The 24619-nt window shown below is 70.1% G+C and carries 25 protein-coding genes; 16 read left to right on the forward strand and 9 right to left on the reverse strand.

The annotated features are described in order from the left end of the window. Positions 1 to 11: 11 nt before the first annotated feature. Together EDF63_RS04610 and EDF63_RS04615 are read right to left on the reverse strand one after the other, a co-directional pair. Positions 12 to 545, reverse strand: a complete 534-nt coding sequence (locus EDF63_RS04610; protein ID WP_123311585.1) for a hypothetical protein — start codon at positions 543 to 545, stop codon at positions 12 to 14. Between the two features lie 95 nt (positions 546 to 640). Further along, the gene (locus tag EDF63_RS04615) at positions 641 to 1060 is read right to left on the reverse strand and encodes a VOC family protein (RefSeq protein ID WP_123311587.1); all 420 of its coding nucleotides are present in this window, start codon (positions 1058 to 1060) and stop codon (positions 641 to 643) included. A 62-nt stretch (positions 1061 to 1122) separates the two neighbouring features. Here EDF63_RS04615 and EDF63_RS04620 point away from each other — a divergent pair, with 62 nt between their 5' ends. From EDF63_RS04620 to kdpC, 6 genes are all read left to right on the forward strand, one after another. Next, the gene (locus EDF63_RS04620; protein WP_123312213.1) at positions 1123 to 2079 is read left to right on the forward strand and encodes a YafY family protein; all 957 of its coding nucleotides are present in this window, start codon (positions 1123 to 1125) and stop codon (positions 2077 to 2079) included. Positions 2080 to 2140: 61 nt separating this feature from the next. Continuing rightward, a complete protein-coding gene (locus EDF63_RS18610) occupies positions 2141 to 2311 on the forward strand; it encodes a hypothetical protein (RefSeq protein ID WP_181437361.1) in 171 nt (56 codons plus the stop codon). After that, a complete protein-coding gene (locus tag EDF63_RS04625; protein WP_017887940.1) occupies positions 2308 to 2397 on the forward strand; it encodes a potassium-transporting ATPase subunit F in 90 nt (29 codons plus the stop codon). Before EDF63_RS18610 ends, EDF63_RS04625 begins: the two co-directional genes overlap by 4 nt. A 14-nt stretch (positions 2398 to 2411) precedes the next feature. After that, complete coding sequence (gene kdpA, locus EDF63_RS04630; protein WP_185021288.1) at positions 2412 to 4094, forward strand: potassium-transporting ATPase subunit KdpA; 1683 nt, start codon at positions 2412 to 2414, stop codon at positions 4092 to 4094. Then, positions 4091 to 6184 carry a potassium-transporting ATPase subunit KdpB gene (gene kdpB, locus EDF63_RS04635; RefSeq protein WP_123311589.1) on the forward strand — a complete coding sequence of 698 codons (2094 nt, stop codon included), beginning with the start codon at positions 4091 to 4093 and terminating at the stop codon, positions 6182 to 6184. The genes kdpA and kdpB overlap by 4 nt, the downstream gene beginning before the upstream one ends. Positions 6185 to 6186: 2 nt before the next feature. Next, entirely contained in the window at positions 6187 to 6789 is a 603-nt protein-coding gene (gene kdpC, locus EDF63_RS04640; protein ID WP_123311591.1) for a K(+)-transporting ATPase subunit C, read from the forward strand. A gap of 8 nt (positions 6790 to 6797) precedes the next feature. Here kdpC and EDF63_RS04645 read toward each other — a convergent pair whose 3' ends face one another. Beyond that, the gene (locus EDF63_RS04645; protein ID WP_123311593.1) at positions 6798 to 7562 is read right to left on the reverse strand and encodes an Abi family protein; all 765 of its coding nucleotides are present in this window, start codon (positions 7560 to 7562) and stop codon (positions 6798 to 6800) included. Between the two features lie 233 nt (positions 7563 to 7795). Between EDF63_RS04645 and EDF63_RS04650 the strand changes: the two genes are divergently transcribed. Continuing rightward, positions 7796 to 10288, forward strand: a complete 2493-nt coding sequence (locus tag EDF63_RS04650; protein WP_123311595.1) for an ATP-binding protein — start codon at positions 7796 to 7798, stop codon at positions 10286 to 10288. Further along, complete coding sequence (locus EDF63_RS04655) at positions 10285 to 10992, forward strand: response regulator (RefSeq protein WP_123311597.1); 708 nt, start codon at positions 10285 to 10287, stop codon at positions 10990 to 10992. Before EDF63_RS04650 ends, EDF63_RS04655 begins: the two co-directional genes overlap by 4 nt. Here EDF63_RS04655 and EDF63_RS18385 read toward each other — a convergent pair. Both EDF63_RS18385 and EDF63_RS04670 read right to left on the reverse strand, forming a co-directional pair. Then, positions 10989 to 12566, reverse strand: a complete 1578-nt coding sequence (locus EDF63_RS18385; RefSeq protein WP_148061725.1) for a tetratricopeptide repeat protein — start codon at positions 12564 to 12566, stop codon at positions 10989 to 10991. The genes EDF63_RS04655 and EDF63_RS18385 overlap by 4 nt on opposite strands. Before the next feature lie 317 nt (positions 12567 to 12883). Further along, the gene (locus EDF63_RS04670) at positions 12884 to 13174 is read right to left on the reverse strand and encodes a hypothetical protein (RefSeq protein WP_123311603.1); all 291 of its coding nucleotides are present in this window, start codon (positions 13172 to 13174) and stop codon (positions 12884 to 12886) included. Positions 13175 to 13492: 318 nt separating this feature from the next. Between EDF63_RS04670 and EDF63_RS04675 the strand changes: the two genes are divergently transcribed. Next, on the forward strand, positions 13493 to 13987 hold the full coding sequence (locus EDF63_RS04675; protein WP_123311605.1) for a helix-turn-helix domain-containing protein: 495 nt from the start codon (positions 13493 to 13495) through the stop codon (positions 13985 to 13987). Here EDF63_RS04675 and EDF63_RS04680 read toward each other — a convergent pair. Further along, positions 13971 to 14816, reverse strand: coding sequence for a LuxR C-terminal-related transcriptional regulator (locus EDF63_RS04680; RefSeq protein WP_123311607.1), 846 nt, complete (start codon positions 14814 to 14816; stop codon positions 13971 to 13973). The two genes, EDF63_RS04675 and EDF63_RS04680, sit on opposite strands and share 17 nt — an antisense overlap. A gap of 111 nt (positions 14817 to 14927) precedes the next feature. Between EDF63_RS04680 and hxlB the strand changes: the two genes are divergently transcribed. The 3 genes from hxlB to EDF63_RS04695 all read left to right on the forward strand — a co-directional run bounded on the left by hxlB (position 14928) and on the right by EDF63_RS04695 (position 16988). Continuing rightward, complete coding sequence (hxlB, locus tag EDF63_RS04685) at positions 14928 to 15491, forward strand: 6-phospho-3-hexuloisomerase (RefSeq protein ID WP_123312215.1); 564 nt, start codon at positions 14928 to 14930, stop codon at positions 15489 to 15491. 11 nt (positions 15492 to 15502) lie between these two features. Further along, a complete protein-coding gene (hxlA, locus tag EDF63_RS04690; RefSeq protein WP_111083537.1) occupies positions 15503 to 16129 on the forward strand; it encodes a 3-hexulose-6-phosphate synthase in 627 nt (208 codons plus the stop codon). A 118-nt stretch (positions 16130 to 16247) separates the two neighbouring features. Further along, positions 16248 to 16988: an alpha/beta hydrolase gene (locus EDF63_RS04695; protein WP_123311609.1), complete on the forward strand. Its 741-nt coding sequence runs from the start codon at positions 16248 to 16250 to the stop codon at positions 16986 to 16988. A 24-nt stretch (positions 16989 to 17012) separates the two neighbouring features. Here the strand turns inward: EDF63_RS04695 and EDF63_RS04700 are convergent, their stop codons facing one another. Then, positions 17013 to 18365, reverse strand: a complete 1353-nt coding sequence (locus EDF63_RS04700) for an APC family permease (protein WP_123311611.1) — start codon at positions 18363 to 18365, stop codon at positions 17013 to 17015. Between the two features lie 147 nt (positions 18366 to 18512). Here EDF63_RS04700 and EDF63_RS04705 point away from each other — a divergent pair, with 147 nt between their 5' ends. Both EDF63_RS04705 and EDF63_RS04710 read left to right on the forward strand, forming a co-directional pair. Further along, positions 18513 to 19280 (forward strand): HAD family phosphatase, encoded by a 768-nt coding sequence (locus EDF63_RS04705; RefSeq protein ID WP_123311613.1) that lies wholly within the window; start codon positions 18513 to 18515, stop codon positions 19278 to 19280. Between the two features lie 77 nt (positions 19281 to 19357). Then, entirely contained in the window at positions 19358 to 21868 is a 2511-nt protein-coding gene (locus tag EDF63_RS04710) for a glycoside hydrolase family 65 protein (RefSeq protein ID WP_123311615.1), read from the forward strand. Between the two features lie 24 nt (positions 21869 to 21892). Here EDF63_RS04710 and EDF63_RS04715 read toward each other — a convergent pair whose 3' ends face one another. Next, complete coding sequence (locus EDF63_RS04715; RefSeq protein WP_123311618.1) at positions 21893 to 22408, reverse strand: DUF1697 domain-containing protein; 516 nt, start codon at positions 22406 to 22408, stop codon at positions 21893 to 21895. Between the two features lie 90 nt (positions 22409 to 22498). Here EDF63_RS04715 and EDF63_RS04720 point away from each other — a divergent pair, with 90 nt between their 5' ends. Together EDF63_RS04720 and EDF63_RS04725 are read left to right on the forward strand one after the other, a co-directional pair. Further along, positions 22499 to 23071, forward strand: coding sequence for a transcriptional regulator (locus EDF63_RS04720; RefSeq protein ID WP_123311620.1), 573 nt, complete (start codon positions 22499 to 22501; stop codon positions 23069 to 23071). Next, positions 23068 to 24327, forward strand: a complete 1260-nt coding sequence (locus EDF63_RS04725; protein WP_123311622.1) for an MFS transporter — start codon at positions 23068 to 23070, stop codon at positions 24325 to 24327. Before EDF63_RS04720 ends, EDF63_RS04725 begins: the two co-directional genes overlap by 4 nt. Before the next feature lie 19 nt (positions 24328 to 24346). Here the strand turns inward: EDF63_RS04725 and EDF63_RS04730 are convergent, their stop codons facing one another. Next, on the reverse strand, positions 24347 to 24610 hold the full coding sequence (locus EDF63_RS04730; protein WP_123311624.1) for a hypothetical protein: 264 nt from the start codon (positions 24608 to 24610) through the stop codon (positions 24347 to 24349). Between the last annotated feature and the right edge of the window lie 9 nt (positions 24611 to 24619).

Genomic DNA, 24619 nt, shown 5'->3' on the forward strand with positions numbered 1-24619 from the left:
CTCCGACCGGGTCAGCGCTCGGCCACGTCCCGCGGACTGCCCTGTTCGGCCCGCCGGCGCGCGGTGTGGGCCCGCCCGCGCGCACGGTCGACCGCGATCCCGATCCGGGCGAGCAGCAGCACGGCGCCGACGCCCCCGGCTCCGATCGGCGTCACGAACAGGCCGAGGTCGATCCCGGGCATCCGCCACCAGTCGATCGACCAGGCGGCGACGAGAGCGAACGCCAGCAGCAGTCCGGCTCGCCACCACCAGCGCCCCGGCAGCCGTCCGATGCCGAGCGCAGCCAGTGCCAGGAGCGCCCAGCACCCCTCTGGCGCGAAGGACCGCGGGTCGTTCGTCCCGCAGGTGGACACGGCGCACTCCCACTCGACCTGGTCGGCCACGCCGGCGTACCAGTGGAACAGCAGCGCGGCAGCGACGACGGCGACGAGTGCGACCGGTGGCCCGATCCAGCGCCACACGCGGCCGAGCCGGGAGCGGCGTCGGCGTGCGGCCACCCATCCGTCCCCGAGCTCGTAGCCGGGCATCGGACGGAACTCGGGCATGCCAGCACGCTACCGGCGGCCGGTTTCCGTGTGGAAGCGGTTCACAATCTTCCGAGCGTCGGTGCGGCCGGGGCTGTCCCGGCCGCACCGCCGAGTCACTCGGTCGGCGCCGCGACGTCGAGCTGCCAGACCACGCCGAACCGGTCGCGGAGCTGCCCCGCGAGTGGCGCCCAGGCCGAAGGGGCGAGCGGCTGCCGGATCTCGGCGCCCTCGGACAGCACGGCCCAGTACCGCTCGATCTCGGCGGCGTCGTCCCCGTGCACGAACACGTAGAAGGCGTTCGATCCCTGGTCGTAGGGCTGCCCGGGCCAGACGTCGAAGGCCATGACCCGGAACCCGGCGTCGGTGGCGACCTGGCCGAAGACGACCCGGTCGGCCCAGGCGGGATCGTCGAGGGCGCCCATCTGCCCGTAGGTGGCGGCGGTGACCTCGCCGCCGAAGACCGATGCGTAGAAGTCGAGGGCCTCGCGGGCGTTGCCGTCGAAGTTGAGGTGGGTCGTCGTTTCGATGCTCATGGAACGAGGATGACCGGCAATGCGGTCAGATCATGTCCGCTTCTTCGACGAGGATGATCGACATGGCCGGACCCTCCTCGCGCATGCTCGCGCTGCTCTCGTTGTTGCAGGTGCACCGCGACTGGCCGGGCGACGAGCTCGCCGGCCGTCTCGAGGTCAGCCCCCGCACGGTCCGCCGCGACGTCGACCGCCTCCGCGAGCTCGGGTACCGGGTCGAAGCGCTGCGCGGTCCCGCCGGCGGGTACCGGCTCGCAGCGGGCTCCGACCTGCCGCCGCTGTTGTTCGACGACGACCAGGCCGTGGCGATCGCCCTGGCGCTCGCCGTCGCACCCGCCTCCGGAGCGGACATCGCGGAGTCAGCCGCCCGAGCGCTCGCGACGGTCCGGCAGGTCATGCCCGCGCGGCTCCGGTCGCGGGTCGACGCGGTGCAGGCCGTGACGACGTCCGGCCGGACCCGCACCGACCCGGACGTGCTCGTCGCCGTGAGCGAGGCGGTGCACCTGCACGAGGTCCTCCGCTTCACGTACGCGGGCGACGACGACCTGCGCCCACCCCGCCGCGTCGAACCGCACGCGGTCGTCGCGCGGAACGGCCGCTGGTACCTGCTCGACTGGGACCTCGACCGCGGCGACTGGCGCACGCACCGCATCGACCGGATCACCCCGCGGATGCGCACCCGGGTCCCGTTCACGCCGCGACCCGTCCCCGGCGGCGACCCCGTGGCCTTCGTGTCGGCGCGGTTCAAGGGATCGGCGCAGGCAGACGTGTGGCCGTGCACCGGCTCGGTGACGATGACGGCCGCCGACGCCCGGACCGTCACGCCGTACCTGCCCGAGGACGCCGTCGTCGAGTCCCTGCCCGACGAGCGGAGTCGGGTCACGCTCGGTTCGTGGTCCTGGCCGGGGCTCGCCGGAGCGTTCGCGGGGTTCGCGGTCGACTTCGTCGTCGAGGGTCCGGACGACCTCCGTGACGCCACCGTCGCGTCGGCAGCTCGACTCCGGGCGGCGAGCGCGCGTTAGCGGGGCGCATGCGTCCGCCAGGGCGGCGTGAGGAAACCGTTAGGAGCGACCGGGAGGCCCGGTGCAGGACCCAGCATCGGTCTCGGCACCGCACGTGGTGCCGTCCGCGTCGCCCGGCGCGGACACCGCAGACCTTCTGGAGTCCCTCGTGTTCGACGTGTTCGTCGTCGCCGGTGTCCTCGCCGTGTTCGGCGTGGTGGCACTGATCGCCAAGGGGGTGGAACGGCTGTGATCGGCATCACCATCGCGGCCGCCGTCCTCGGCATCGCCGCAGTCGTGTACCTCGTCTGGGCGCTCGTGCGTCCGGAGCGGTTCTAGTGGGCGCCGTGGGCGTGGGCGCCGCTGACGTCTGGGCGGGCATCGCCCAGGTCGCCACGCTCGTCCTGCTGCTCGTCGTCGCCTACCGCCCGCTCGGCGACTGGATGGCGAAGGTCTTCACACCCGTCCGGCACAACCGCGTCGAGCGCGGGGTCTACCGGCTGATCGGGGTCGACCCGGACGCCGAACAGTCGTGGCCCGTGTACCTGCGCGGCGTCCTGCTCTTCAGCGTCGTCGGGCTCCTGCTCGTCTACCTGCTGCAGCGCGTCCAGGTCGTGCTGCCCGGCGACCTCGGCCTGCCGGCCGTGGGCCCGTCGCTCGCGTTCAACACCGCGGCGTCGTTCGTCGCGAACACGAACTGGCAGTCGTACTCACCCGAGGTGACCGTCGGGTACAGCGTGCAGATGGCCGGCCTCGCGGTGCAGAACTTCCTGTCCGCCGCCGTCGGCCTCGCCGTCGCCGTCGCCCTGGTGCGCGGGTTCGCCCGCCGCAAGTCCGGCACCCTCGGCAACGTGTGGGTGGACGTCGTACGCGGTGTCGGTCGCCTGCTGCTGCCCGGTGCGTTCGTGTTCGCGATCGTGCTCGTCGCCGGCGGTGTCATCCAGTCGTGGGGGAGCGGCACCGACGTCACCACGCTCATCGGTGGCACGCAGCACATCCCCGACGGGTTCGTCGCGTCGCAGGAGGCGATCAAGGAACTCGGCACGAACGGCGGTGGCTACTTCAACGCCAACTCGGCGCACCCGTTCGAGAACCCGCAGGCGTGGACGAACCTGGTCGAGGTCTTCCTGATGCTCGTCATCCCGTTCTCGCTGCCCCGCACGTTCGGACGGCTCGTCGGTGACGACCGCCAGGGCTACGCGATCCTCGCCGTGATGGGCGCGATCTTCCTCGTGTCCCTTTCGGTGATGTCGATCGCCGAGCTCGGCGGCGGCGGACTCGCGACGCACGCGGCCGGAGCGGCGATGGAGGGCAAGGAGACCCGGTTCGGGATCCTCGGCACCACCCTGTTCGGCACGACGTCGACCGCGACCTCGACCGGTGCGGTGAACGGCATGTTCGACAGCTTCACCCCGATCGGCGGGATGATGGCGATGCTGAACATGATGCTCGGCGAGGTCACCCCGGGCGGTGTCGGCTCCGGCCTGTACGGCATGCTCGTGCTCGCCGTCATCACGGTGTTCATCGGCGGCCTGCTCGTCGGCCGGACGCCGGAGTACCTCGGCAAGAAGATCCGCGCCAAGGAGATGACCTTCGCGGCGCTGTACATCCTGGTGACGCCGACCCTGGTGCTCCTCGCCACCGGGCTGTCCCTGGTCATCCCCGGCGTCCGCGAGCAGGTGCTCGGCACGTCGATCTTCAACCCCGGCAACCACGGGCTGTCCGAGCTGCTCTACGCATTCACCTCGGGCGCGAACAACAACGGTTCGGCCTTCGGCGGACTCACCGCGAACACCACGTGGATGAACTCCTCGCTCGGCGTCGTGATGCTGCTCGGCCGCTTCGTGCCGATGGTGTTCGTCCTGGCGCTCGCCGGGTCCCTCGCCGCCCAGGACCGAGTGCCGGAGACCGCCGGCACGCTGCCCACCCACCGCCCGCTGTTCATCGGGCTGCTCGGCGGCGTCGCCGTCATCGTCACCGCTCTCACCTACTTCCCGGTGCTCGCACTGGGCCCGCTCGCAGAAGGACTGTCATGACCGTGACCACCGAGCCGGAACCGCGCACCGCAGTGGAGCCGGCCACCCGCTCGTCCGCATTCGGACCCCGTCAACTGGTGGCGGGCCTCCCGGGCGCCCTGCGGAAACTCGATCCGCGACTCATGTGGCGGAACCCCGTCATGTTCATCGTCGAGGTCGGCGCAGCGCTGACGACGGCCGCCGCCGTCGTCGAGCCGTCCGCGTTCACCATCGCGATCGCGGTGTGGCTCTGGCTCACCGTCGTCTTCGCGAACCTGGCGGAGTCGGTCGCCGAGGGGCGGGGCAAGGCGCAGGCCGACACCCTGCGGAAGACCCGCTCGACCACGAGCGCCCGCCGGGTGCTCGGCTACGACCAGGCCGACGCTGCAGCGGTCGGCAACGAGACCGAGGAGGTGGCATCGGTCGACCTGGCCAAGGGCGACGTGGTGGTCGTGGTCGCCGGCGAGGTGATCCCGGGCGACGGCGACGTCATCGACGGCATCGCGTCCGTCGACGAGTCGGCCGTCACGGGTGAATCCGCACCGGTCATCCGCGAGTCCGGTGGCGACCGCAGTGCCGTCACCGGTGGCACCCGCGTGCTGTCGGACCGGATCATCGTGCGCATCACCTCGACCCCGGGCGAGACCTTCATCGACCGGATGATCCGCCTGGTCGAGGGCGCGGCACGGCAGAAGACGCCGAACGAGATCGCGCTGAACATCCTGCTCGCCTCGTTGTCGATCGTCTTCGTGATCGTCTGCCTGACGATGCAGCCCATCGCGGGACTCGTCGGTGCGACGGTCAGCGTGCCGGTGCTCATCGCCCTGCTCGTCTGCCTCATCCCGACCACCATCGGGGCCCTGCTCTCCGCGATCGGCATCGCCGGCATGGACCGGCTCGTGCAGCACAACGTGCTCGCGATGTCCGGCCGCGCGGTCGAGGCCGCCGGAGACATCACCACCCTGCTGCTCGACAAGACCGGGACGATCACGTACGGCAACCGTCGGGCGTCACGCGTCGTGCCGGTGCCGGGCGTGAGCGAGACCTCGCTGATGGAGGCAGCCGCGCTGTCGAGCGCCGCCGACGGGACGCCAGAAGGTCGCTCGATCGTGTCGCTCGCTGCCGACGCCGGGGTGACGCCGGCAGTGCCCGACGGCGCCGTCGAGGTGCCGTTCACCGCGCAGACGCGCATGTCCGGTCTGGACCTGCCGGACGGATCGCAGATCCGGAAGGGGGCCGCTGCTGCCGTACTGGCCTGGGCGGACACCCCCGACGCGGGTCTGGTGGCCGCGATCGACTCGACCGTGGCCGAGATCTCCGACCAGGGCGGGACGCCGCTCGTCGTCGGCCGCCGATCCTCGGACGGCGCCGTCGCCCTGCTCGGCGTCGTGCACCTGAAGGACGTCGTCAAGGACGGCATGGCCGCACGGTTCGCCGAGCTCCGGTCGATGGGCATCCGCACGGTGATGATCACCGGCGACAACCCCCGCACCGCGGCCGCGATCGCGCACGAGGCCGGCGTCGACGACTTCCTCGCCGAGGCCACCCCGGAGGACAAGCTCGCCTACATCAAGCGCGAGCAGGAGGGCGGCAACCTCGTCGCCATGACCGGTGACGGCACCAACGACGCCCCGGCCCTGGCGCAGGCGGACGTCGGCGTCGCGATGAACACCGGCACGACGGCGGCGAAGGAGGCGGGCAACATGGTCGACCTCGACTCCGACCCGACCAAGCTCATCGACGTCGTCCGCATCGGCAAGCAGCTGCTCATCACCCGCGGGGCCCTGACCACCTTCTCCATCGCCAACGACGTCGCGAAGTACTTCGCGATCATCCCGGCGATGTTCCAGGCGGCGTTCCCGGGGCTCGCGGCGCTCAACATCATGGGGCTGCACAGCCCGTCGTCCGCGATCCTGTCGGCGGTCGTCTTCAACGCGCTGGTCATCGTGGCGCTCATCCCGCTGTCCCTGCGTGGCGTCAAGTACCGCGCGGCAGCAGCGTCGTCGATCCTCGGCCGCAACCTGCTCGTCTACGGGCTCGGCGGCGTGGTCGTCCCCTTCATCGGCATCAAACTGATCGACCTCGTGGTCGGTCTCATCCCGGGGTTCTAGTCATGGCATCTGCACGTTCCACCGTCCGTTCCGCCGGTGTGGCGGTCCGCCTCACCCTGCTCGCCACCGTCGTGCTCGGCGTCGGCTACCCGCTCGCCGTCTGGGGGGTCGGCCAGGCGGCGTTCCACGCCCAGGCCAACGGCTCGATGGTCACGGACTCGTCCGGCACGGCCGTCGGTTCCTCGTTGATCGGGCAGTCGTTCACCGGCAAGCAGGCCGATCGATGGTTCCAGTCGCGGCCGTCCGCCGCCGGCGAGGACGGGTACGACGCCGGGGCCTCGTCCGGCTCGAACCTCGGGCCGAACAACGCCGACCTGCTCAAGGCCGTCGAGGAGCGTCGTGCGGCGATGGCGAAGGCCGACGGGGTCCCCGCCGCGCAGGTGCCGGCGGACGCGGTCACGGCGTCGGGCTCGGGGCTCGACCCGGACATCAGCCCGGCGTACGCGTCGCAGCAGGTCGCGCGGGTGGCCTCGGCGCGCGGCCTGTCGGTTGCTGACGTGCGGGCGCTCGTGGCCGAGCACACCGAGTCGCGGCAGCTCGGGTTCCTCGGTGAGCCCGTCGTGAACGTGTTGTCGCTGAACCTGGCGCTGGCGAAGCTGTCCTGACCGTGCGGTCACCTCGCCGCCCAGCTCGGCCGTCCGCCGATGCCGTCGATCAGATCGTCGTGCTCGTCGATCAACCGTCGAACGGCATCGGCGTGACGGTCGCACTGCCCGACGGTCTCGGCGAGGTGTGCGAGCAGTTCGAGGGAGTGCACCGGCGCGCGCTTCGGCAGCCCCTCGAGTCGAGCGACCAGGTCCGCGGGGGAGCGGAAGGTCGGCGGCGGGATCCGGAAGCTGCGGCCCCAGAGTCGCGTGTGGTGGGCGCAGCAGTTCCGGACGTGTGTGATGTGGTGCAGGCACGGACGGAGCGTCGCAGGGGGCAAGCGGAATGCTTCCGCCATCTCGTCCCGAGCGGCGGGTTCCAACCCGCAGGTGAGGCGGGACAGTTCACCGAGGCTGAGCTCCTCGGCGAGCATCCCGAACGGCACCCGTTCGAAGCGCCGCTCCTGCCACGCCGAACGGATGGCGGGATCTGCCGTTCGGTCGAGCGCCGCCCGAGCATGTCGGAGGAGCGCGCGGTGATCGAACGTGTCACGGAACGCCCGACGGTCGAGGTACCAGTGCGATCCGAATCGAGCTGCGCCCAGTGCGTCCAGATGGCCACGCAGGGCGAGCTCGATGCGCTCGGACAGACCGAGGGTGACGGAGCGGAGCGCACTGTCGAAATCGTGCACTCTCCGGACCGAGGCGTCGGAAGGGTCGAGACCTCGTTCGCGCAGTGCTTGGCGGAACTGCGCTGCGCGGTAGCGCGAGATTGCGGCCGAGGCGTCCTGCATCGAGAGGCTCCGAGATCGAGGGAACTGATGATCTCGGGCAAGCCGGCAGCAACTACAGCGTGGGGAACGAACGTGAGCGGTGAAGAACTCCGTCCCGCGTCCGAGACGGACGCGGGACGGGACAGTCCCACCCGATTTGAGGAAGCCGAGGCTCGAGCCTTGGTGGGAACGGTTACGAGGAGAATATCAGTCGACCGGCTGCCCCGCAACAGCGGACGCGAGAGGATGAGCACGTGAAGCGCGGCAAGCTGCGGGTCCTGCTCGGTGCCGCACCGGGCGTCGGCAAGACGTTCACCATGCTCGAAGAGGGCCGCCGGCTGCTCGACGAGGGCCGTGACGTCGTCGTCGCCGTCGTCGAGACGCACGAGCGCGCCGCCACCGCCGCCCTCGTCACCGGACTCGAAGTGGTGCCCCGCCGCTCGGTCGCGCACCGTGGTGTGGAGCTCGACGACCTCGACCTCGACGCCGTCATCACCCGGGCGCCCGAGGTCGCACTCGTGGACGAACTCGCGCACACGAACGCCCCCGGCAGTGCGAACGAGAAGCGCTGGCAGGACGTCGAGGCCCTGCGTGACGCCGGCATCGACGTCATCTCGACGGTGAACGTGCAGCACATGCAGTCCCTCGGCGACGTGGTGCGGGAGATCACCGGCACCGTGCAGCGCGAGACCGTCCCCGACGCCGTGGTGCGCGCGGCCGACCAGATCGAGGTCGTCGACCTGGCCCCGGCTGCCCTGCGCGAGCGGCTGTCCGACGGACTCGTGTACCCGGCTGCCCGGATCGATGCGGCGCTGTCGAACTACTTCCGGCTCGGCAACCTGACGGCACTGCGCGAGATCGCGCTGCTCTGGCTGGCGGACGAGGTCGACGACGCGCTCAAGGCCTACCGCGCCGAACACGGCATCGAGCACCGCTGGGAGACCCGGGAACGGGTGCTGGTCGCCCTGACCGGCGGGCCCGAGGGCGAGACCCTGCTCCGTCGCGGTGCCCGTATCGCCGCCCGCAGTGCCGGGGGCGAACTCGCGGCCGTGCACGTGACGACGAACGACGGTCTGCGCGTGCGCCACCCGGGGGCGCTCGGCAAGCAGCGGACCCTGCTCGAGCAGCTCGGCGGCACGTACCACCAGGTCGTCGGCGACGACGTGCCGTCGACCCTCGTGCGGTTCGCGCGGTCGATCGACGCGACCCAGATCGTCATCGGCGTCAGCCGACGCAGTCGGCTCGCCGCGGCACTGACCGGTCCGGGGATCGGCAACACCGTGATCCGGGAGTCCGGCGACATCGACGTGCACGTCGTCACCCACGAGCGTGCCGGCGGCGGGATCACCCTGCCGAAGCTCGGTGGCAGCCTGTCGCGCGGGCGGGTCATCGCCGCCTTCGTGCTGTCGGTCCTGGTCGGACCCCTGCTCACCTGGGCGCTGTCGATCGGCAGCGACCCCGACGCCATCACCGTCGACGTGCTGGCGTACCAGCTGCTCGTGCTCGTCGTGGCGCTCGTGGGCGGGATGTGGCCGGCGGTGTTCGCGGCCGTGCTGTCCGGGCTGAGCCTCGACTACTTCTTCGTGCAACCCCTCTACATGGTCACCGTCCAGCAGCCGTGGCACCTGTTCGCCCTGGTCATGTACGTGATCAGTGCGGTGCTCGTCAGCTTCGTGGTCGACCGGTCCGCGCGTCGATCGCGTGCCGCCCGCCGCGCCTCGGCCGAGTCCGGGCTCCTGATGGGCATCGCCGGCAGCGTGCTCCGCGGCGACGACGCCCTGCAGGCACTGCTCGACCGCACCCGTGAGGCCTTCGGCTTCGCCGGCGTCCGGATCCGCCAGGGCGACGAGGTACCGGCCACCTCCGGCGAGTTCGGCGCGACGCCGGACGCGTCCACGACGCTGGCGTCCGGGGCCGTGCTCGAGTTCGCGGGGGCGCCCGACGACCCGACCCAGCGCCGGCTGCTGCGGGTCGTCGAGCAACAGCTCGACGCCGCCGTCGAGCACCGCGAGCTGACCCGCACGGCCGTCGGCGCTGAACGCATCGCCGCCGCCGACCGGGTCCGCAGCGCCCTGCTCGCGGCCGTCGGCCACGACGTGCGTCGGCCGATCGCGGCCGCCTCAGCCGCCGTCCAGTCGTTGCGTGCGTTGGACGTCGACCTGTCACGGGCCGACCGGGAGGCGCTGCTCGCGACCGCCGACGAGAGCCTCGGTCAGCTGGCGGTGCTGTTGGCGGACCTGTTGGACGTCAGCCGCGTGCAGGCGGGTGTGCTCGCGGTCACCCCCGCATCGATCGCGCTCGAGACGGTGGTCGCGCCGGCGCTCGACGAGCTGGAACTCGGTCCGGACGACGTCGACCTCGACCTGCCGGCGGAGCTGCCCCCGGTCCTCGCGGACCCGGTCCTGCTGCAGCGGGTCGTCGTGAACGTGCTCGCGAACGCCGTCCGGTACGCCCCGGACGGCACCCGCGTCCGCGTTGCGGCGAGCGCCTTCGGGGGCGGGGTCGAGCTCCGGATCGCCGACCACGGTCCGGGCATCCCGTCCGACCGGGTCGACGAGGTCTTCCAGCCGTTCCAACGCCTGGGCGACACCGACAACGAGACCGGCCTCGGGCTCGGCCTGGCCCTGGCTCGCGGGTTCACCGAGGGCATGGGCGGCACGATCGAGGTCGACGACACCCCGGGCGGTGGACTCACCGTGGTGGTGCGGCTGCCGATCGCCGGGCACGTGGGAGTGGAGCTCCGATGAAGGTGTTGATCGCCGACGACGACGCACAGCTCGTCCGAGCGCTCTCCGTGACGCTCGCCGCCCGCGGGTACGACGTCGTGACGGCGAAGGACGGCCGCGCTGCGATCGACGCCGTCATCACCGAACGTCCCGACCTGGTGCTGCTCGACCTCGGGATGCCCCGGCTCGACGGCATCGGTGTCCTCGAGGGTGTCCGGGGCTGGTCGCAGGTCCCGGTGCTCGTCCTGTCCGGACGGACGGACTCGTCCGACAAGGTCGACGCACTCGACGCCGGCGCCGACGACTACGTGACGAAGCCGTTCCAGATGGACGAACTGCTGGCGCGGTTGCGGGCCCTCGGGCGGCGACGGGCACCGGCCGGCGTCGACAGCGCGCCGACGATCCGCATCGGGGAACTCGTCGTGGACCTCGTCGCGAAGCAGGTGACGCCGGGGAGCGGCCCCGCGATCCGCCTGACCCCCACCGAGTGGCGCCTGCTCGAGGTCCTGGTCACGAACCCCGACCGCCTGATGACCCGCGAGATGCTCCTGACCGAGGTCTGGGGGCCGACGCACGGCAACGACTCCGGGTACCTGCGGCTGTACATGGCGCAGCTGCGGCGGAAGCTCGAGCCCGACCCAGCGCACCCGCGGTACCTGGTGACGGAGTCCGGCATGGGCTACCGCTTCGCACCGACGCCAAAGGAGAAACTTCGAGACTCCTAGTTCGCATTTACGGGGTACTGTTCACAGTCCTTCCCAAGGATGTGAGCGCGAAGCTGCTGCAAGTATGCAACGGGCTCGACATCGTCGAGTAACGTATTGACTTCTTCCGATGGATGCTTCCACATGACGGCTGTGTGATGCGCTGACTCTACGGCGTCGATGTGCTGGTCGGCGACGACGAGCGCCTCGTCATCTCTGTGAAGCAGGTGTAGTGCCAGGGCCCTATTCGCCGCACTCACAACTGTGTCCCCGTGGCGGAGCGACATGGCATGCTCCAACGACGACAAAGCTTCCTGCGGATTTGTAGCCAGTTGGCAAAACCCTAAGTTGTTCCAAGCGTCATGATCCGTCGGTATCATGCGGGTCAAACCTTCAAAAATGCCAACCGCAGTGTCCCAATGTTTACTATTGAGGGCAGCGGTTGCCGGCTGCACGAAGAGGTCTGGACTGAGCGCCTGAGGCGGTATTCGTCGTGGCTGCTTATCACCAAGGCTTGCTAGGGCCTGCTCTCCTACAATTGACCTGTCCAGTGCCCTCTCAGCAAGTACTCTTGTGGGACAGTCGGTATCGCGGAACCCGCTCAAGTAGCGCCATTCAAGTGTGAGAGAGGTCGGAGACCAATGGTTCAAATCGGTGAGCAAGAAGCGGTCGCTAAGCCATTTCGCAACTTCGTCGCGCGGGCGTAGCGGAAATGCTGCAAAGGTACTGGCGTGCTCGGGTGCGCTGGTGGCGAGGGCGGCTTCGATATCGGTTTCGAACAAATGTGCAAGCCAAGCGCTTATGCGCCTAAGGGTTTCTGGGGCTGTTGCGAAGGCGAGCAACGGTTCTTCTGCGAGAGCTTCCGCGAAGCGCTCGTCAGAGATGTCTCGCGCGACCAGTGGCCCCAGCATGCTGCGCACCGACCGAGCGCTCGGCTTGAAACCATGTAGCCGTGATGAAGGCTGGTTTCGCGCCGATTCGTTTGCTGCTCGGAGAGCGGCGGTCCATGCTTCCCGATGGGGATTAGAGGTATCTTCGAGAGCTCCGGCAGCTCGACCGAATGGGGTGAGCTCCTTCGCGAACAAGATAGGCGTGGCTACAGACAGGGCGATAATGGTGGCGATCGAGTCCGAGATTCCGCCCGCCATAACGTGCTCGATTGGGAATTCTCGTCTTTCAAGCTCGCCCCAGTAGGCAAGCCCCTCTCCTGTATTTGTTGCTCCCTTATACGCTCCCGTTGAAATGGTGTCCCGGAGGCCCACGAGTAGGGACGCCGTTGGCTGCTGATAGGGCTCGTCGTGCTCGTGCCGAAGCCGCAGTTCTGCAGCATCGAAATCCTCTCGGCCAGCGATGCTTCGCACTGGTATTTCTCGCCCCAGCATGACAAGCCCGCCAAGGTTCTTGGCTCTAATTCTGCGCGGCTCGGCCCCGCGTGCTTGAGCGATGTCCCGACATTGTTCGTCGCATGTCGGTTTTCCATCTCGTTCCTCGTAGAACGGACAAGTCGGCGTTAACGTCGGCAAAGTGCATGCGTCCGCGTATGACACCAGAGCATCGAGCAGGATTTGGCTTTCAGAATTGGTGTCGTTGTTCATCGCGCTCATAAGGTCGGGGAAGGTCGTTTACGGGTGCGGGGTGATTGCCACGATGGTAATTACGCCAGCGCCAGGTCCGTAATGCCAGAAGACTCTCCACGCGGACGGCGTGTTGTTCTCTACGTAGGAGTCCCACACTTCTTCATCATCCGAGCCCTTGAGTGAGCTGTACTTGTGAGAATTGAGCGAAGGATAACGTGGATCTTGCTGCAGTCGGGCTAATGCGCGCCTGACCTTTTTCAATCGGACAGAATCTGATGCCCCGCTAAGGGAGTCTAGGTTCGATTTGGCTTCGCGTGTGAATAGAAGCGTGAAGCTCACTCCTCGTCCTCCTCGAGGTACTCGGAGAAGTCACCGAGGTCGACTGTTTCACCTGCGGCGCTCTGGGCGAGTCCTCGCGCCAGTGAGTTCCGAACCATCTCGTCCTCCCAGACGAGTAACTCTCGTTTTGCCACTGAGACGAGAGGTGTCAACAGGATCGATCCGTCTTCGTTCACCGCGACGGCGTACCTGTCGTCGCGGCGCACGCCAGCTTTACCGGCAGGGATGCGCGCGCGGTCGTCGGCGGTAACTTCGCCTACGGGTTTGAATCCGGTGTAATCGTTCATAGGTCCTCCGCGATGGGCATGACCCCGGTGGGGCGATACCCCATTAAACCATCGCCTCCTGTGAAGCGGTGTCCTCCGTTTGGGGGACGCGGGGCGCATCTCGCATGGGATGCTGCACTGCGCGCGACGGCGCTCAGGGGTACGACGTGACCGCAGACGGAGTGCCCCGCCGTCGTTTGCGGTCTAAGCGCCGCTTCGCGCCGGGAGGGCAGTGACGAAGGCAGGGAGACCGCTGTCGGGTGGCTGGCGGGTCGCTGTCGTGCAGGTGTCGGGTCCGTGTCGTGGTGCGTCGTTCCGCGGAACCCTAGTGTTCGGGACATGAACGAGATGCGGATCGGGGAGCTCCGGCGACTGCGCGGGTGGACCCAGGAACGACTGGCCGAGGCGAGCGGCCTCGCGGTGCGGACGGTGCAGCGGATGGAGAGCGGCAACGACGCGAGCCTGGAGTCGCTGTCGTCGGTGGCCGCGGCACTCGAAGTGCCCGTGCGCGACCTGTTCGTCACTGAGGAGCGAGAGTCCCTCGAGCCCGGGGTGCGCGGCCTCGACGAGCGTGCGGAGCTGCAGCAGGTGCAGCGTGACTCGGCGACTCGGGGGTGGCAGTACCTGTACTCGGGCGTGGGCATCGTCGTGACGCTCGGCACCATCGCCCTCATCGGCGCTGGGATCTGGACCGGCATCGCGATCCTCGTGATCCCCGTCTACTGGGCTGCCGGCAGACTGCTCTCGCAGTTCCTGATGGCGACCGTCGTCGAACCCTCGCTCGACCGCCGGTACCCGCTGTCACGGTCGCGGCGGATCACGCCCGGGAACTGAAGGCGGCGAGCTCGGCACGGGTGCGGGCACCGTGCTTCCGGAGCAGGTTCGCCACGTGGTACTTCACGGTGTTCACGCTGATGCCCAGGCCCTCGGCGATCTCGCGGTTGCCGACGCCCGTCGCGAGCAGCCGCAGCACGTCGCGCTCCCGCGGGGTGAGGTCGTCGTCCGCGACCGAGTCCACCTCGGTCGGTGACGGGTCGAGGGGCAGCGAGATGTCGAGCACGGAGCCCCAGTCGGGTGTGCTCGACACCTGGACGCGGCCGTCGAGGGTGACGACGCGCTCCGCGATCGGCCGCATGGCGTCGTCGTGCACGTCGAGCGTGCCGGACCCGTCGTCACGGAGCTGCATGAGCAGGTTCCGGCCGTCGCAGTCCCACTGGATGCGGACGCGCTTGGCCGCACCGCCGTCGACCAGGGCGAGCACGGCGGTCCGGACGATGGCCCGGGCGGCGTGGGCGACGTCGCCGGGCAGCGCACGGCCGGTCGTGGGCGGTTCGACGAACTGCACGTCGAGGTCACCGAACCGGACGAGCGGGCGCAGGTCGGCGCGCAGCCGTGAGAACGCTCCGGTGACCGGCTCGAGCAGGGTGCTGCGCTGGTGGTCGGTCTCGGTGCGCAGGTCGACGAGCGCGGCTGACGCGATCTCGACGGCCTCGGCCCGCGCGGCGGCGTCGGACACCCGCGGTGACCGGAGCACGGCGAGCACGGACTCGAGGGTGAGCGCCTGGCGGTCCGCCTGCTCGGCGACCGTCCTGGCGTGTTCCGAGGCGGCGAGCCGACTGGCGGAGCCGCCACGGGCCTCCCGGTCCGTTCCCGATGCGTCCATGGGAGCCGAACCTACCTGTCCCACCCGTGCGGACGGGGCCACCCGATCGGGTGGGGAGCCTGCCGACGCGGGTAGCGGTGCACCGGGCCGCGTGACGGCATGCTCGTGGACATGGCAGAACCCACCCTCCCTGCAGCGTTCGACGTGATCGTGCGTGAGGTCACCGACCTCGCAGCGAACGTCGACGACGCGTCGGCTGAGCGCGCCCTCGACCTGATCGACCGGAGCCACCGGGTCTTCGTGCACGGCGCCGGCCGGTCCGGCCTGGCACTGCGCATGACGGCGATGCGTCTCATGCACCTCGGTCGTGACGTCCACGTCGTCGGCGAGACCACGACGCCCGCGATCCGCCCCGGGGACGTGCTCCTCGTCGCGAGCGGATCCGGCACGACCAGCGGCATCGTGCAGGCGGCCCGCACCGCGCACGACGTCGGAGCGTCCGTCGTCGCACTGTCGACCACCGACAACTCCCCGTTGTCCGAGGTCGCCGACGTCACCCTCGTGCTGCCGGCAGCGACGAAGACCGACCGCTCCGGCACGGCCTCGGCCCAGTACGCCGGCAGCCTCTTCGAACAGGCCGTCGCGCTGGTCGGCGACGCCCTGTTCCACACGCTCTGGTCCCGCGGCGGGCAGTCCGCCGACGACCTCTGGCCCCGACACGCCAACCTCGAATGAAAGGCATCCACATGCAGCTCCAGTTCGCCATGGACACCCTGACCACCGAAGCCGCCCTCGAACTCGCCGCCGCGGCCGCGCCGCACGTCGACGTCCTCGAGCTCGGCACGCCCCTGATCAAGAGCGCCGGCCTGTCCGCGGTCACCGCGATCAAGGAAGCGCACCCGGACAAGATCGTCTTCGCCGACCTCAAGACCATGGACGCCGGCGAGCTCGAGGCCGACATCGCGTTCTCGGCCGGTGCCGACCTGGTCACCGTCCTCGGTGTCGCCGGTGACTCGACCATCGTCGGGGCCGTCAAGGCCGCGAAGAAGCACGGCAAGGGCATCGTCGTCGACCTGATCGGCGTCTCCGACAAGGCCGCCCGTGCCCGCGAGGTCGTCGCGCTCGGTGCCGAGTTCGTCGAGGTCCACGCCGGGCTCGACGAGCAGGCGGAGGAGGGCTTCACGTTCTCGACGCTGCTCGACGCCGGCAAGGAGTCGGGTGTCCCCTTCTCGATCGCGGGTGGCGTGAACGCGTCCTCCGTCGCCTCAGTGCAGGAGGCCGGTGCCCGCATCGCCGTCGCCGGCAGCGCGATCTACAGCGCGTCGGACGTCGGCGCCGCAGCTGCCGAGATCCGCGCCGCCATCACGGCGTAGCCCCCGCGGCGTCCGCGTCGCGATGGTGAGCAGAAATGGTCGAGTGCGTACCCCGCACCCGACCATTTCTGCTCACGAAGCGACCGCCGCCGGTCTTGGTGCGCCGTACGGTGGTCGCATGAACCGAGTACTGCGGTGGACCGCGTGGATCGTCGCCGTGCTGCTGGTGGTCGTGGTGGTGTTCCTCGTCTGGGCGCACATCGTCATGCAGGGCACCCGGAGCGCTGCGCTCCAGGTCTGGCGCGACGACCGCGTGTCGGTCCAGGACGCCGGTGACTCCGTCGTGATGACCCCGACGGGGCAGGCCGACGGCAAGGGCATCGTGTTCATCCCGGGCGCCAAGGTCGACCCGTACGCGTACATGGCGACCTTCCGGCAGGTGGTCGCGAACGGCACGACCGTCGTCATCACGAAGCCGACCCTGAACCTCGCGTTCTTCGACACCCGGCCGCTCTCCACCTTCGAGGCGCACGCGCCGGACGTCGCGACGTGGGCAGTCGGCGGGCACTCGCTGGGCGGGGTGCGCGCCTGCCAGCTCGCGCAGGACGCGGACGGCCTGCTGCTGCTCGGCAGCTACTGCGCGAACGACATCAGCACGTCGTACATCGACGTGCTGAGCGTCTCGGGCTCACGTGACGGGCTCTCGACGCCCGACAAGGTCGACGCGGCCCGACACCTGCTGCCGTCGACCGCGACGATGACCGAGGTCCAGGGTTCGAACCACGCCGACTTCGGCGCGTACGGCGACCAGCCGGGCGACCGCACGGCGACCATCAGCCGCGAGGACGCCCGCCAGCAGATCTCGTCGGCGATCGAGGCGTGGGCGCGCGACCTGCCGCCGGCTCCCGGCCTGCGCTGACCGGGAGGCCCGTGGTGCTTCGCGTCAGCGGATGACGCCCGCCTCGTGGTCGCGTCCAGAGCGCCGCCCGGTCACCCGGGCGACGAAGTACAGCACCACGCCGACGGCGAGCAGGATCGCCGCGTACAGCCAGACCTGCCCGCTCTGCTGCGTCAACAGCAGCACGCACGAGGCGACGCCGAGCACGGGGACGAACGTCCACACGCGGAAGTGCTCGTGGTCGACGCGGTCACGGCGCAGCACGAGGACGGCGACGTTCGTGCTGATGAACACGAAGAGCAGCAGCACGACGGTCTCGGCCAGGACGCCCACGTCGCCGACCAGGGTGAGGAGCATCGCGACGACGGTGGTCGCCACGATCGCGGTCCACGGCGTCTTCCGGTTCGGCAGCACCCTCGCCAGCAGCGCGGGCAACAGCCGCTGTTCCGCCATGCCGTAGGTGACGCGGCTCGACATGATCATCGTGAGCAGGGCGCCGTTGGCGACGGCGACCAGGGCGATGAGGCTGAAGACCCAGTCCGGGATCGGCACCCCGCTGGCCGACACCACGGCCAGGAGCGGGCCGGTCGAGTCCGACAGCTCGGACGCCGGCAACGCGATCGAACTGGCGAGGCCGACCAGGACGTAGACGACGCCCGCGGTGGCGAGGGCGCCGAACAGGGCCTTGGGGTAGACCCGGCTCGGCTCGCGGACCTCCTCCGCGACGTTCGCCGAGGTCTCGAAGCCGACGAACGAGTAGTAGGCGACGATCGCCGCGCTCAGCGTCGCGAGGGCGGGGTTCGCCTCGGCCGGGAACGCACCGATGCGGGAGACGTCGCCGCCACCGCCGCCCAGCATCACGGCGACCACCACGATGACGATGACGAGCCCCGACACCTCGATGACGGTCATCACGACGTTGCTCCGCAGCGAGTCCGAGATGCCGCGGGCGTTCAGGCAGGCGATCAGCGCGAGGAACACGATCGCGGTCGGCACCGGCGGCAGGTCGACGAACGTGCCGAGGTAGTCGCCGGCGAAGGCGAGCGACAGACCGGCGGCGCTCGTGACCCCCGCGGCGAGCATGCTGAACCCGACCAGGAACGACACGATGGGCGTCCTGTAGGCGCGCTCCGCGAACACCGCGGCGCCGCCGGCCTTCGGGTACTTCGTCACGAGCTCCGCGTACGAGCCCGCCGTGAGCAGGGCCAGCAGCAGTGCGAGCAGGAGCGGTGCCCAGAGTGCCCCGCCCACGTCCTGCGACAGGGTGCCCATGAGCGCGTAGATCCCGGCGCCGAGGACGTCGCCGAGGATGAACAGGTACAGGAGCGGCCCGGTGATGGCCTGCCGGAGCTTGGAGCCGGTGCCGTCGTGCGGGCGTGCCGCGGTCTCGCTGGTCATGGTGGAGCCTTCCGTCCGGACCAGCGTGTCGACCCGCGCCTCAGGGAGTTCACAGGCCGTCGGGCGCGTTTGAACACCCGTGCTGGAGCGGTCCTAGACTCGACGAGAGCAACGTCCACGACCCCCGTTCTCCCTGAAGGGCTGCAGATGACGACGCCGACCCGGCGCACACCCGCGCGACTCGCGGACACGCGAGCGCTCCTGTTCGACCTGGACGGTGTCCTCACCCCCACCGCCGACGTGCACATGCGCGCCTGGAGCCGGCTCTTCACGCCGTACCTCGAGGCACACGGGGTCGCGCCGTACACGCAGGCCGACTACTTCGCGTACATCGACGGCAAGCCGCGGTACGACGGCGTGCGCTCGCTGCTCGGGTCGCGGGGCATCGACCTGCCGCAGGGCACCCCGGACGACGACCCGGACGCCGACACCGTGTGCGGTCTCGGCAACCGGAAGAACGCCGAGTTCACCGCCGAGCTGGACGAGCACGGTGTCGAGCCGTACCCGGGCTCGCTCCGGTTCCTCACCGCCGCGATCAACGCCGGCTTCCACGTCGCGGTCGTCTCGAGTTCCGCGAACGCCGTCTCGGTGCTGCGGACCGCCGGCATCCTCGACCGGTTCCCCGTCGTCGTCGACGGCCTCGTCGCACGTCAGGACGGCCTCGCCGGCAAGCCCGCCCCCGACACCTACCTCGACGCCGCCGGACGGTTCGGTCTGACCGCCGCCGAGTGCGTCGTGGTCGAGGACGCCACGAGCGGTGTCGAAGCCGGCCGGAACGGGGCCTTCGGCCTCGTCGTCGGGGTCGACCGCGGAGCGGGCGCCGACGCGTTGCGCGCGCACGGTGCCGACGTCGTCGTGACGGACCTCGCCGACCTGGTCGCGGACCTTCCCCGGGCGACCACCAGCACCACGTAGGCCAGCGGACCGGAGGCGAGCCGCGCCTCCCGGTCGAACCGACGTCCCCACGCCACTCTCCCTTCCCACGGAGCACCATGAACCCCATCACCTCGGACCCGCTCGACCGCGTCCGGTACCCGATCGACGAGTGGGCACTCGTCGAGACCGAGTACACCCCCGACCAGCAGGGCGTCGCCGAGACGAACTTCGCCGTCGGCAACGGGTACCTCGGCCTGCGCGGCAACCTCGACGAGGGCCGCGGCGGCGTGCAGTACGGCACGTACATCAACGGGTTCCACGAGACCTGGCCGATCCGGCACGCCGAAGACGCCTTCGGGTTCGCGAAGACCGGGCAGACGATCATCAACGCGCCCGACGCCAAGGTGATCCGGCTGTACGTCGACGACGAGCCCCTGGTGCTGGCCGAGGCGGACATCCTCCGCCACACGCGGCGGCTCGAGTTCCGCGGCGGCTACCTGTTCCGCGAGACCGAGTGGTCGACGCCGTCCGGCAAGCGCGTGCTGATCCGGTCCCGCCGTCTGGTGTCGTTCACCGATCGGCACCTCGCCGTGATCGACTACGAGGTCACCGTGCTCGACGCGGACGCCTCGATCCTGCTGTCCAGCCAGATCCTGAACCGCCAGGACGTGCAGGACGAGTACCACGCCGGGATGCGCGCGGCGGCGAACGCCTTCGACCCGCGCAAGGCCGAGGCCTTCACCGACCGGGTGCTCGAACCGAAGCTCAAGCGCAGCACCGGCGCCCGCTCGCTGCTCGGCTACCAGGCGTCGAGCTCCGGCATGACGATCTGCGTCGGCGTGGAGCACCACCTCGAGACCGAGAACAGCTGGGACGAGTCGTCGTCGATCGACGACGACCTGGCGAAGCACGTCTACCGCGTCCAGGCGCGCGCCGGCCAGCCGATCCGACTCGTGAAGCACGTGGTGTACCACACCTCCCGCGGTGTCCCGGTGCGCGAACTCGCCGACCGCTGCGACCGCACGCTCGACCGGGCGCACGCCGAGAACATCGACGAGACGTTCGAGAAGCAGCGCGTCTGGCTCGACGACTACTGGGCGCGGAGCGACGTCGAGATCGCCGGGCAGCCGGCCATCCAGCAGGCCGTCCGGTGGAACCTGTTCATGCTCGCGCAGGCCACCGCCCGCACCGACGGACACGGCATCGCCGCCAAGGGCGTCACCGGCTCCGGGTACGGCGGACACTACTTCTGGGACATGGAGATCTACGTCCTGCCGTTCCTGTCCTACACGGCGCCGATCGTCGCCCGGAACGCCCTGCGCTTCCGCTACAACATGCTCGACGCGGCACGCTCACGGGCACGTGAGCTGAACCAGCGCGGCGCGCTGTTCCCCTGGCGCACGATCAACGGCGAGGAGTCCAGCGCGTACTACGCCGCCGGCACCGCGCAGTACCACATCGACGCCGACATCGCCCATGCCCTGATGCAGTACGTGCGGGCGTCCGGAGACACCGAGTTCCTGAAGCGCGGAGCGATCGACGTGCTCGTCGAGACCGCTCGGCTCTGGGCCGACCTCGGCTTCTGGCGCTCCAACGGCGACAAGAAGTTCCACATCGACGGCGTCACCGGACCCGACGAGTACACGACCGTGGTCGACGACAACCTGTACACGAACGTCATGGCGCGGGCGAACCTGTGGTTCGCGGTCAACGCGTGCCGCGAGCTCGCGGCCGACGACGTCGAAGAGTACGACCGGATGATCCGACGCACCGGCCTGCGCCCCGACGAGCTCGTCGAGTGGGAGCACGCTGCCGAGTCGATGGAGATCCCCTTCGACCCGCACCGTGGCATCCACCCGCAGGACGCCCAGTTCCTCGACAAGGAACTCTGGGACCTCGAGAACACCCCCGAGTCCAAGCGCCCGCTGCTGCTGCACTACCACCCGCTGGTGATCTACCGGTTCCAGGTGCTCAAGCAGGCCGACGTCGTGCTCGCGCTGTTCCTGCAGGGGCACGAGTTCACCGCGGCCGAGAAGCGCCGCGACTTCGACTACTACGACGCGCTCACCACGGGCGACTCGACGCTGTCAGCGGTCGTGCAGTCGATCATGGCGGCCGAGGTCGGGTACCACGACCTCGCCGACCAGTACTTCCAGACGGCGCTCTACGTCGACCTGGCCGACCTGCACGGCAACACCTCGGACGGCGTGCACATCGCGTCGACCGGCGGCATCTGGGGTGCGCTCGTCAACGGGTTCGGCGGCATGCGCGACCACGGCGGCCGGATGACGTTCAACCCGCGGCTGCCGCGGCACTGGGACGCCCTGACCTACCGCCTGACCGTGCGTGGATCGCGCGTCCGGGTGGACCTCGGGCAGGACGCCATGACCTTCACGGTCGAGACGGGTTCGGGCTTCACCGCGTGGGTGCACAACCAGCAGTGGGACATCGAGGCCGGCGAGCCGACCGTGGTGCCGCTGCCGCACCAGGGGCCGCGGATGTCCGGGCACGCCCCGACGACGAGCGACATCCAGGGCACGCTCCGTGCGGACGGCTCCGTGATCACGGCGTCGATCCCGACGATCTCGCTCGAGCGCGACTTCGACGTCGACGAGACGACCGCGTAGGGCGGCGGTCCGAGCTCGCTCGGGTCACAGGAGCTTCCGGAGGGTGTTCGTGTTGCGCGTCGTGGTCGAGCGCTTGAAGCGTGCTGCCCCGGCCCGCTTCGCGAACACGGTGTCCGTGCTCGAGCCCTTCGGGCAGGACCAGTACACGACTCCGTCGCCCCGGGCGACCTGCTCGACCGTGGCGTCGACTGCGAGGTCGGTGAGCAGTGCGTCGAGGGCGTCGTCGTCGGAGCCGAACACCACGTAGTCGTGCCGGTCGTCCGCCCGGTCGAACGGGAACCCCTCGATCACTGCCGCCAGGTCCTCGTGGCGGACGAGCACGATCCACGCGTCGTAGCCGAAGCGGTCGCGAAGCGCCTGCTCGATCGTCGTCTTGCGGGTGGAGGCGTCGGCATCCGTGTCGAACACCACGTTGCCGGACGCGAGCACCGTGCGGACGTCGGCGAAGCCGAGCCCTCGGAACAGGTCCGCGAGGTCGGCGCTCCTGATCGTGATGCCGTTGACGTTCACTCCGCGCAGCAGCGCGATCCACTTCGCCATGCCCGAACCGTAGCGCGGCGCTGGCCGGTTCAGCCGGTCAACTGCACAAGAATCGTTGCGCAAGAACTGTTGTGCATCTAGGGTCGGACCATGACCGTCCGCAGACTCGACGACGCCGCCCACATGCGCGCCCTCGCCCACCCGACCCGACTGCGGATCGTCGGGCTCCTGCGCTCCGGTGGGCCGCAGACCGCGGCGATGCTCGGCGAGGAGATCGACGAAGCGCCCGGCACGATCAGCTACCACTGCAAGCGGCTGGCGGACGCGGACTTCATCGAGCCGGCTCCGGAGCTCGGTTCGGACCGGCGGGAACGGTGGTGGCGGGCGACGGCGGACCACACGTCGTGGGACCTCGCCGACGCGTTCGACGATCCGGAACGCATGCTCGCGACGACCGCGCTCGACCACACCGTCGCCGATGCGTACGCGGCCGAGTACGGGCGGTTCATCGACCAGGCGCCCGTCCTGGGGCGTGCGTGGGTCGCGGCGTCGACCAGTTCCGACGAGGTGCTGCGACTGACCGTCGAGGAACTCGGCGGGCTCGGCGCCGAACTGCGTGCCGTGGTCGAGCGGTGGACGGCCGTGAGTGACGCGCACACGCCAGGCGACGGCTCGGAGCGCGTCATCGCCGTCACGCAGAGCTACCGGATGGGGCGAGCGTGAACGCCCGGGCCCGGCTGCGTGCGCTGCTCGCGGTCCAGGCCGTCTCGAGGACCGGGAACGTCGTCACGACCGTGGCCGTGCCCTTCGCCGTCCTCGCGCGGGGAGGCTCGGCGACGGACGTCGGGATCGCCGCCTTCGCCGCGACGGTGCCGATCGTCCTCGGCGGCCCCTTCGGCGGGGCGCTCGTCGAGCGGGTCGGGTTCGTCCGGTCGAGCGTGGCGTCGGACCTCGTCAGCGGTGCGACCCTGCTGGCGATGCCGGTGCTCGCCTGGACCGTGGGGCTGCCGTTCTGGGCGCTCCTGTCGCTCGTCTTCGTGAGCGGTCTGTTCGACCTGCCGGGGGAGTCCGCACGTCGGGTCCTGCTGCCCGGACTCGCGCGATCGGCCGGCGTTCCACTGGAGCGGGCGGTCGGGCACTTCGAGGCGTCGCAGCGACTGTCGGTGCTCATCGGCGCGCCGCTCGGCGGTGTGCTCGTGGCGGCTGCCGGCCCGATGGCGGCACTCGTCTGCACCGCGGTGGCGTTCGCCACCGCAGCCCTGCTCGCCGCGGTGCTGGTCCGTCCGGCGGAGGACGACGGAGCGGGCGCGGGCGCTGATGCGGCTCCGACCAACGGGTACTGGCGGGACATCGCCGAGGGCTTCCGGTTCTGCGTCCGCGACCCGTTCTTCCGGCTCGTGATCGCCCTCGTGCTGGTCACGAACCTGCTCGACGCGGCCCGGTCGACGACGTTGCTCCCCCTCTACGCCGCCGACACCCTCGGTGGGGCGCAGGCGCTGGGCTTCGTGACGGGGACCTTCGGCGGTGCGGCGTTCCTCGGGTCGGTGGCCTTCGGGTACGTCGCACACCGCGTTCCCCGTCGGATCACGTTCGTCCTGTGCTTCGTGCTCGCCGGCGGGCCCTCGCTCCTGGTGCCGGCACTCGGCCTCGGGCTGCCGTGGATGCTCGCCGCGGCGGCGCTGTCGGGGCTCGCCGCCGGGTCGCTCAACCCGATCCTCGGGGCCGTCGAGCTCGAGCGCATCCCGGAGCACATGCGCGCCCGGGTGTTCGGGCTGCTCGGAGCCGGGTCCTGGGCGGGGATCCCCCTCGGTGGGTTGCTCGCCGGCTTCGCGGCCGACGGCGTCGGCGTCCAGGCGACGTTCGGGGTGGTCGTCGTGCTCTACACGGTGGTGACGCTCGCGCCGCTGACGGGTGGCGCCTGGCGCCTCATGGAACGACCGGATCCCGAGCGGGCGCCGGTCGAGCGCGTGACGACCTAGTCCACACTCGACGCGGTGCTCACGTCCAGGTCCGCGCGACGCCCCAGCCGTTGCCCTCGGGCACGATGTCGACCACCAGCGTGTCCCCGTCGTCGGCGGTCGCCTGGAACCGCCAGCCGACCGTGCGCTCGGGTGCGTGGGTGATGGCGGTCGGCAGCTCGGCCCGTGTGACGGTCAGACGGGTCGGGGTGTCGCTCACCCGCCAGCGGCGTCCGGCCCAGACCAGCCGGCTCGGCGCGCCCTCGGCCCACCACACCGTGGCGGCCGTCTCCGTGATCATCATCGGGTCTCC

Source organism: Curtobacterium sp. JUb34 (assembly GCF_003755065.1).
In the GTDB taxonomy this organism is placed as follows: domain Bacteria; phylum Actinomycetota; class Actinomycetes; order Actinomycetales; family Microbacteriaceae; genus Curtobacterium.

Bases quoted from the DNA above. Each gene is read 5' to 3' on its own strand.
- EDF63_RS04610 (WP_123311585.1), bottom strand. From the start codon at position 545: ATGCCCGAGTTCCGTCCGATGCCCGGCTACGAGCTCGGGGACGGATGG.
- EDF63_RS04615 (WP_123311587.1), bottom strand. From the start codon at position 1,060: ATGAGCATCGAAACGACGACCCACCTCAACTTCGACGGCAACGCCCGC.
- EDF63_RS04620 (WP_123312213.1), top strand. From the start codon at position 1,123: ATGGCCGGACCCTCCTCGCGCATGCTCGCGCTGCTCTCGTTGTTGCAG.
- kdpB (WP_123311589.1), top strand. From the start codon at position 4,091: ATGACCGTGACCACCGAGCCGGAACCGCGCACCGCAGTGGAGCCGGCC.
- kdpC (WP_123311591.1), top strand. From the start codon at position 6,187: ATGGCATCTGCACGTTCCACCGTCCGTTCCGCCGGTGTGGCGGTCCGC.
- EDF63_RS04645 (WP_123311593.1), bottom strand. From the start codon at position 7,562: ATGCAGGACGCCTCGGCCGCAATCTCGCGCTACCGCGCAGCGCAGTTC.
- EDF63_RS04655 (WP_123311597.1), top strand. From the start codon at position 10,285: ATGAAGGTGTTGATCGCCGACGACGACGCACAGCTCGTCCGAGCGCTC.
- EDF63_RS18385 (WP_148061725.1), bottom strand. From the start codon at position 12,566: ATGAACAACGACACCAATTCTGAAAGCCAAATCCTGCTCGATGCTCTG.
- EDF63_RS04670 (WP_123311603.1), bottom strand. From the start codon at position 13,174: ATGAACGATTACACCGGATTCAAACCCGTAGGCGAAGTTACCGCCGAC.
- EDF63_RS04675 (WP_123311605.1), top strand. From the start codon at position 13,493: ATGAACGAGATGCGGATCGGGGAGCTCCGGCGACTGCGCGGGTGGACC.
- EDF63_RS04680 (WP_123311607.1), bottom strand. From the start codon at position 14,816: ATGGACGCATCGGGAACGGACCGGGAGGCCCGTGGCGGCTCCGCCAGT.
- hxlB (WP_123312215.1), top strand. From the start codon at position 14,928: ATGGCAGAACCCACCCTCCCTGCAGCGTTCGACGTGATCGTGCGTGAG.
- hxlA (WP_111083537.1), top strand. From the start codon at position 15,503: ATGCAGCTCCAGTTCGCCATGGACACCCTGACCACCGAAGCCGCCCTC.
- EDF63_RS04695 (WP_123311609.1), top strand. From the start codon at position 16,248: ATGAACCGAGTACTGCGGTGGACCGCGTGGATCGTCGCCGTGCTGCTG.
- EDF63_RS04700 (WP_123311611.1), bottom strand. From the start codon at position 18,365: ATGACCAGCGAGACCGCGGCACGCCCGCACGACGGCACCGGCTCCAAG.
- EDF63_RS04705 (WP_123311613.1), top strand. From the start codon at position 18,513: ATGACGACGCCGACCCGGCGCACACCCGCGCGACTCGCGGACACGCGA.
- EDF63_RS04710 (WP_123311615.1), top strand. From the start codon at position 19,358: ATGAACCCCATCACCTCGGACCCGCTCGACCGCGTCCGGTACCCGATC.
- EDF63_RS04715 (WP_123311618.1), bottom strand. From the start codon at position 22,408: ATGGCGAAGTGGATCGCGCTGCTGCGCGGAGTGAACGTCAACGGCATC.
- EDF63_RS04720 (WP_123311620.1), top strand. From the start codon at position 22,499: ATGACCGTCCGCAGACTCGACGACGCCGCCCACATGCGCGCCCTCGCC.
- EDF63_RS04730 (WP_123311624.1), bottom strand. From the start codon at position 24,610: ATGATGATCACGGAGACGGCCGCCACGGTGTGGTGGGCCGAGGGCGCG.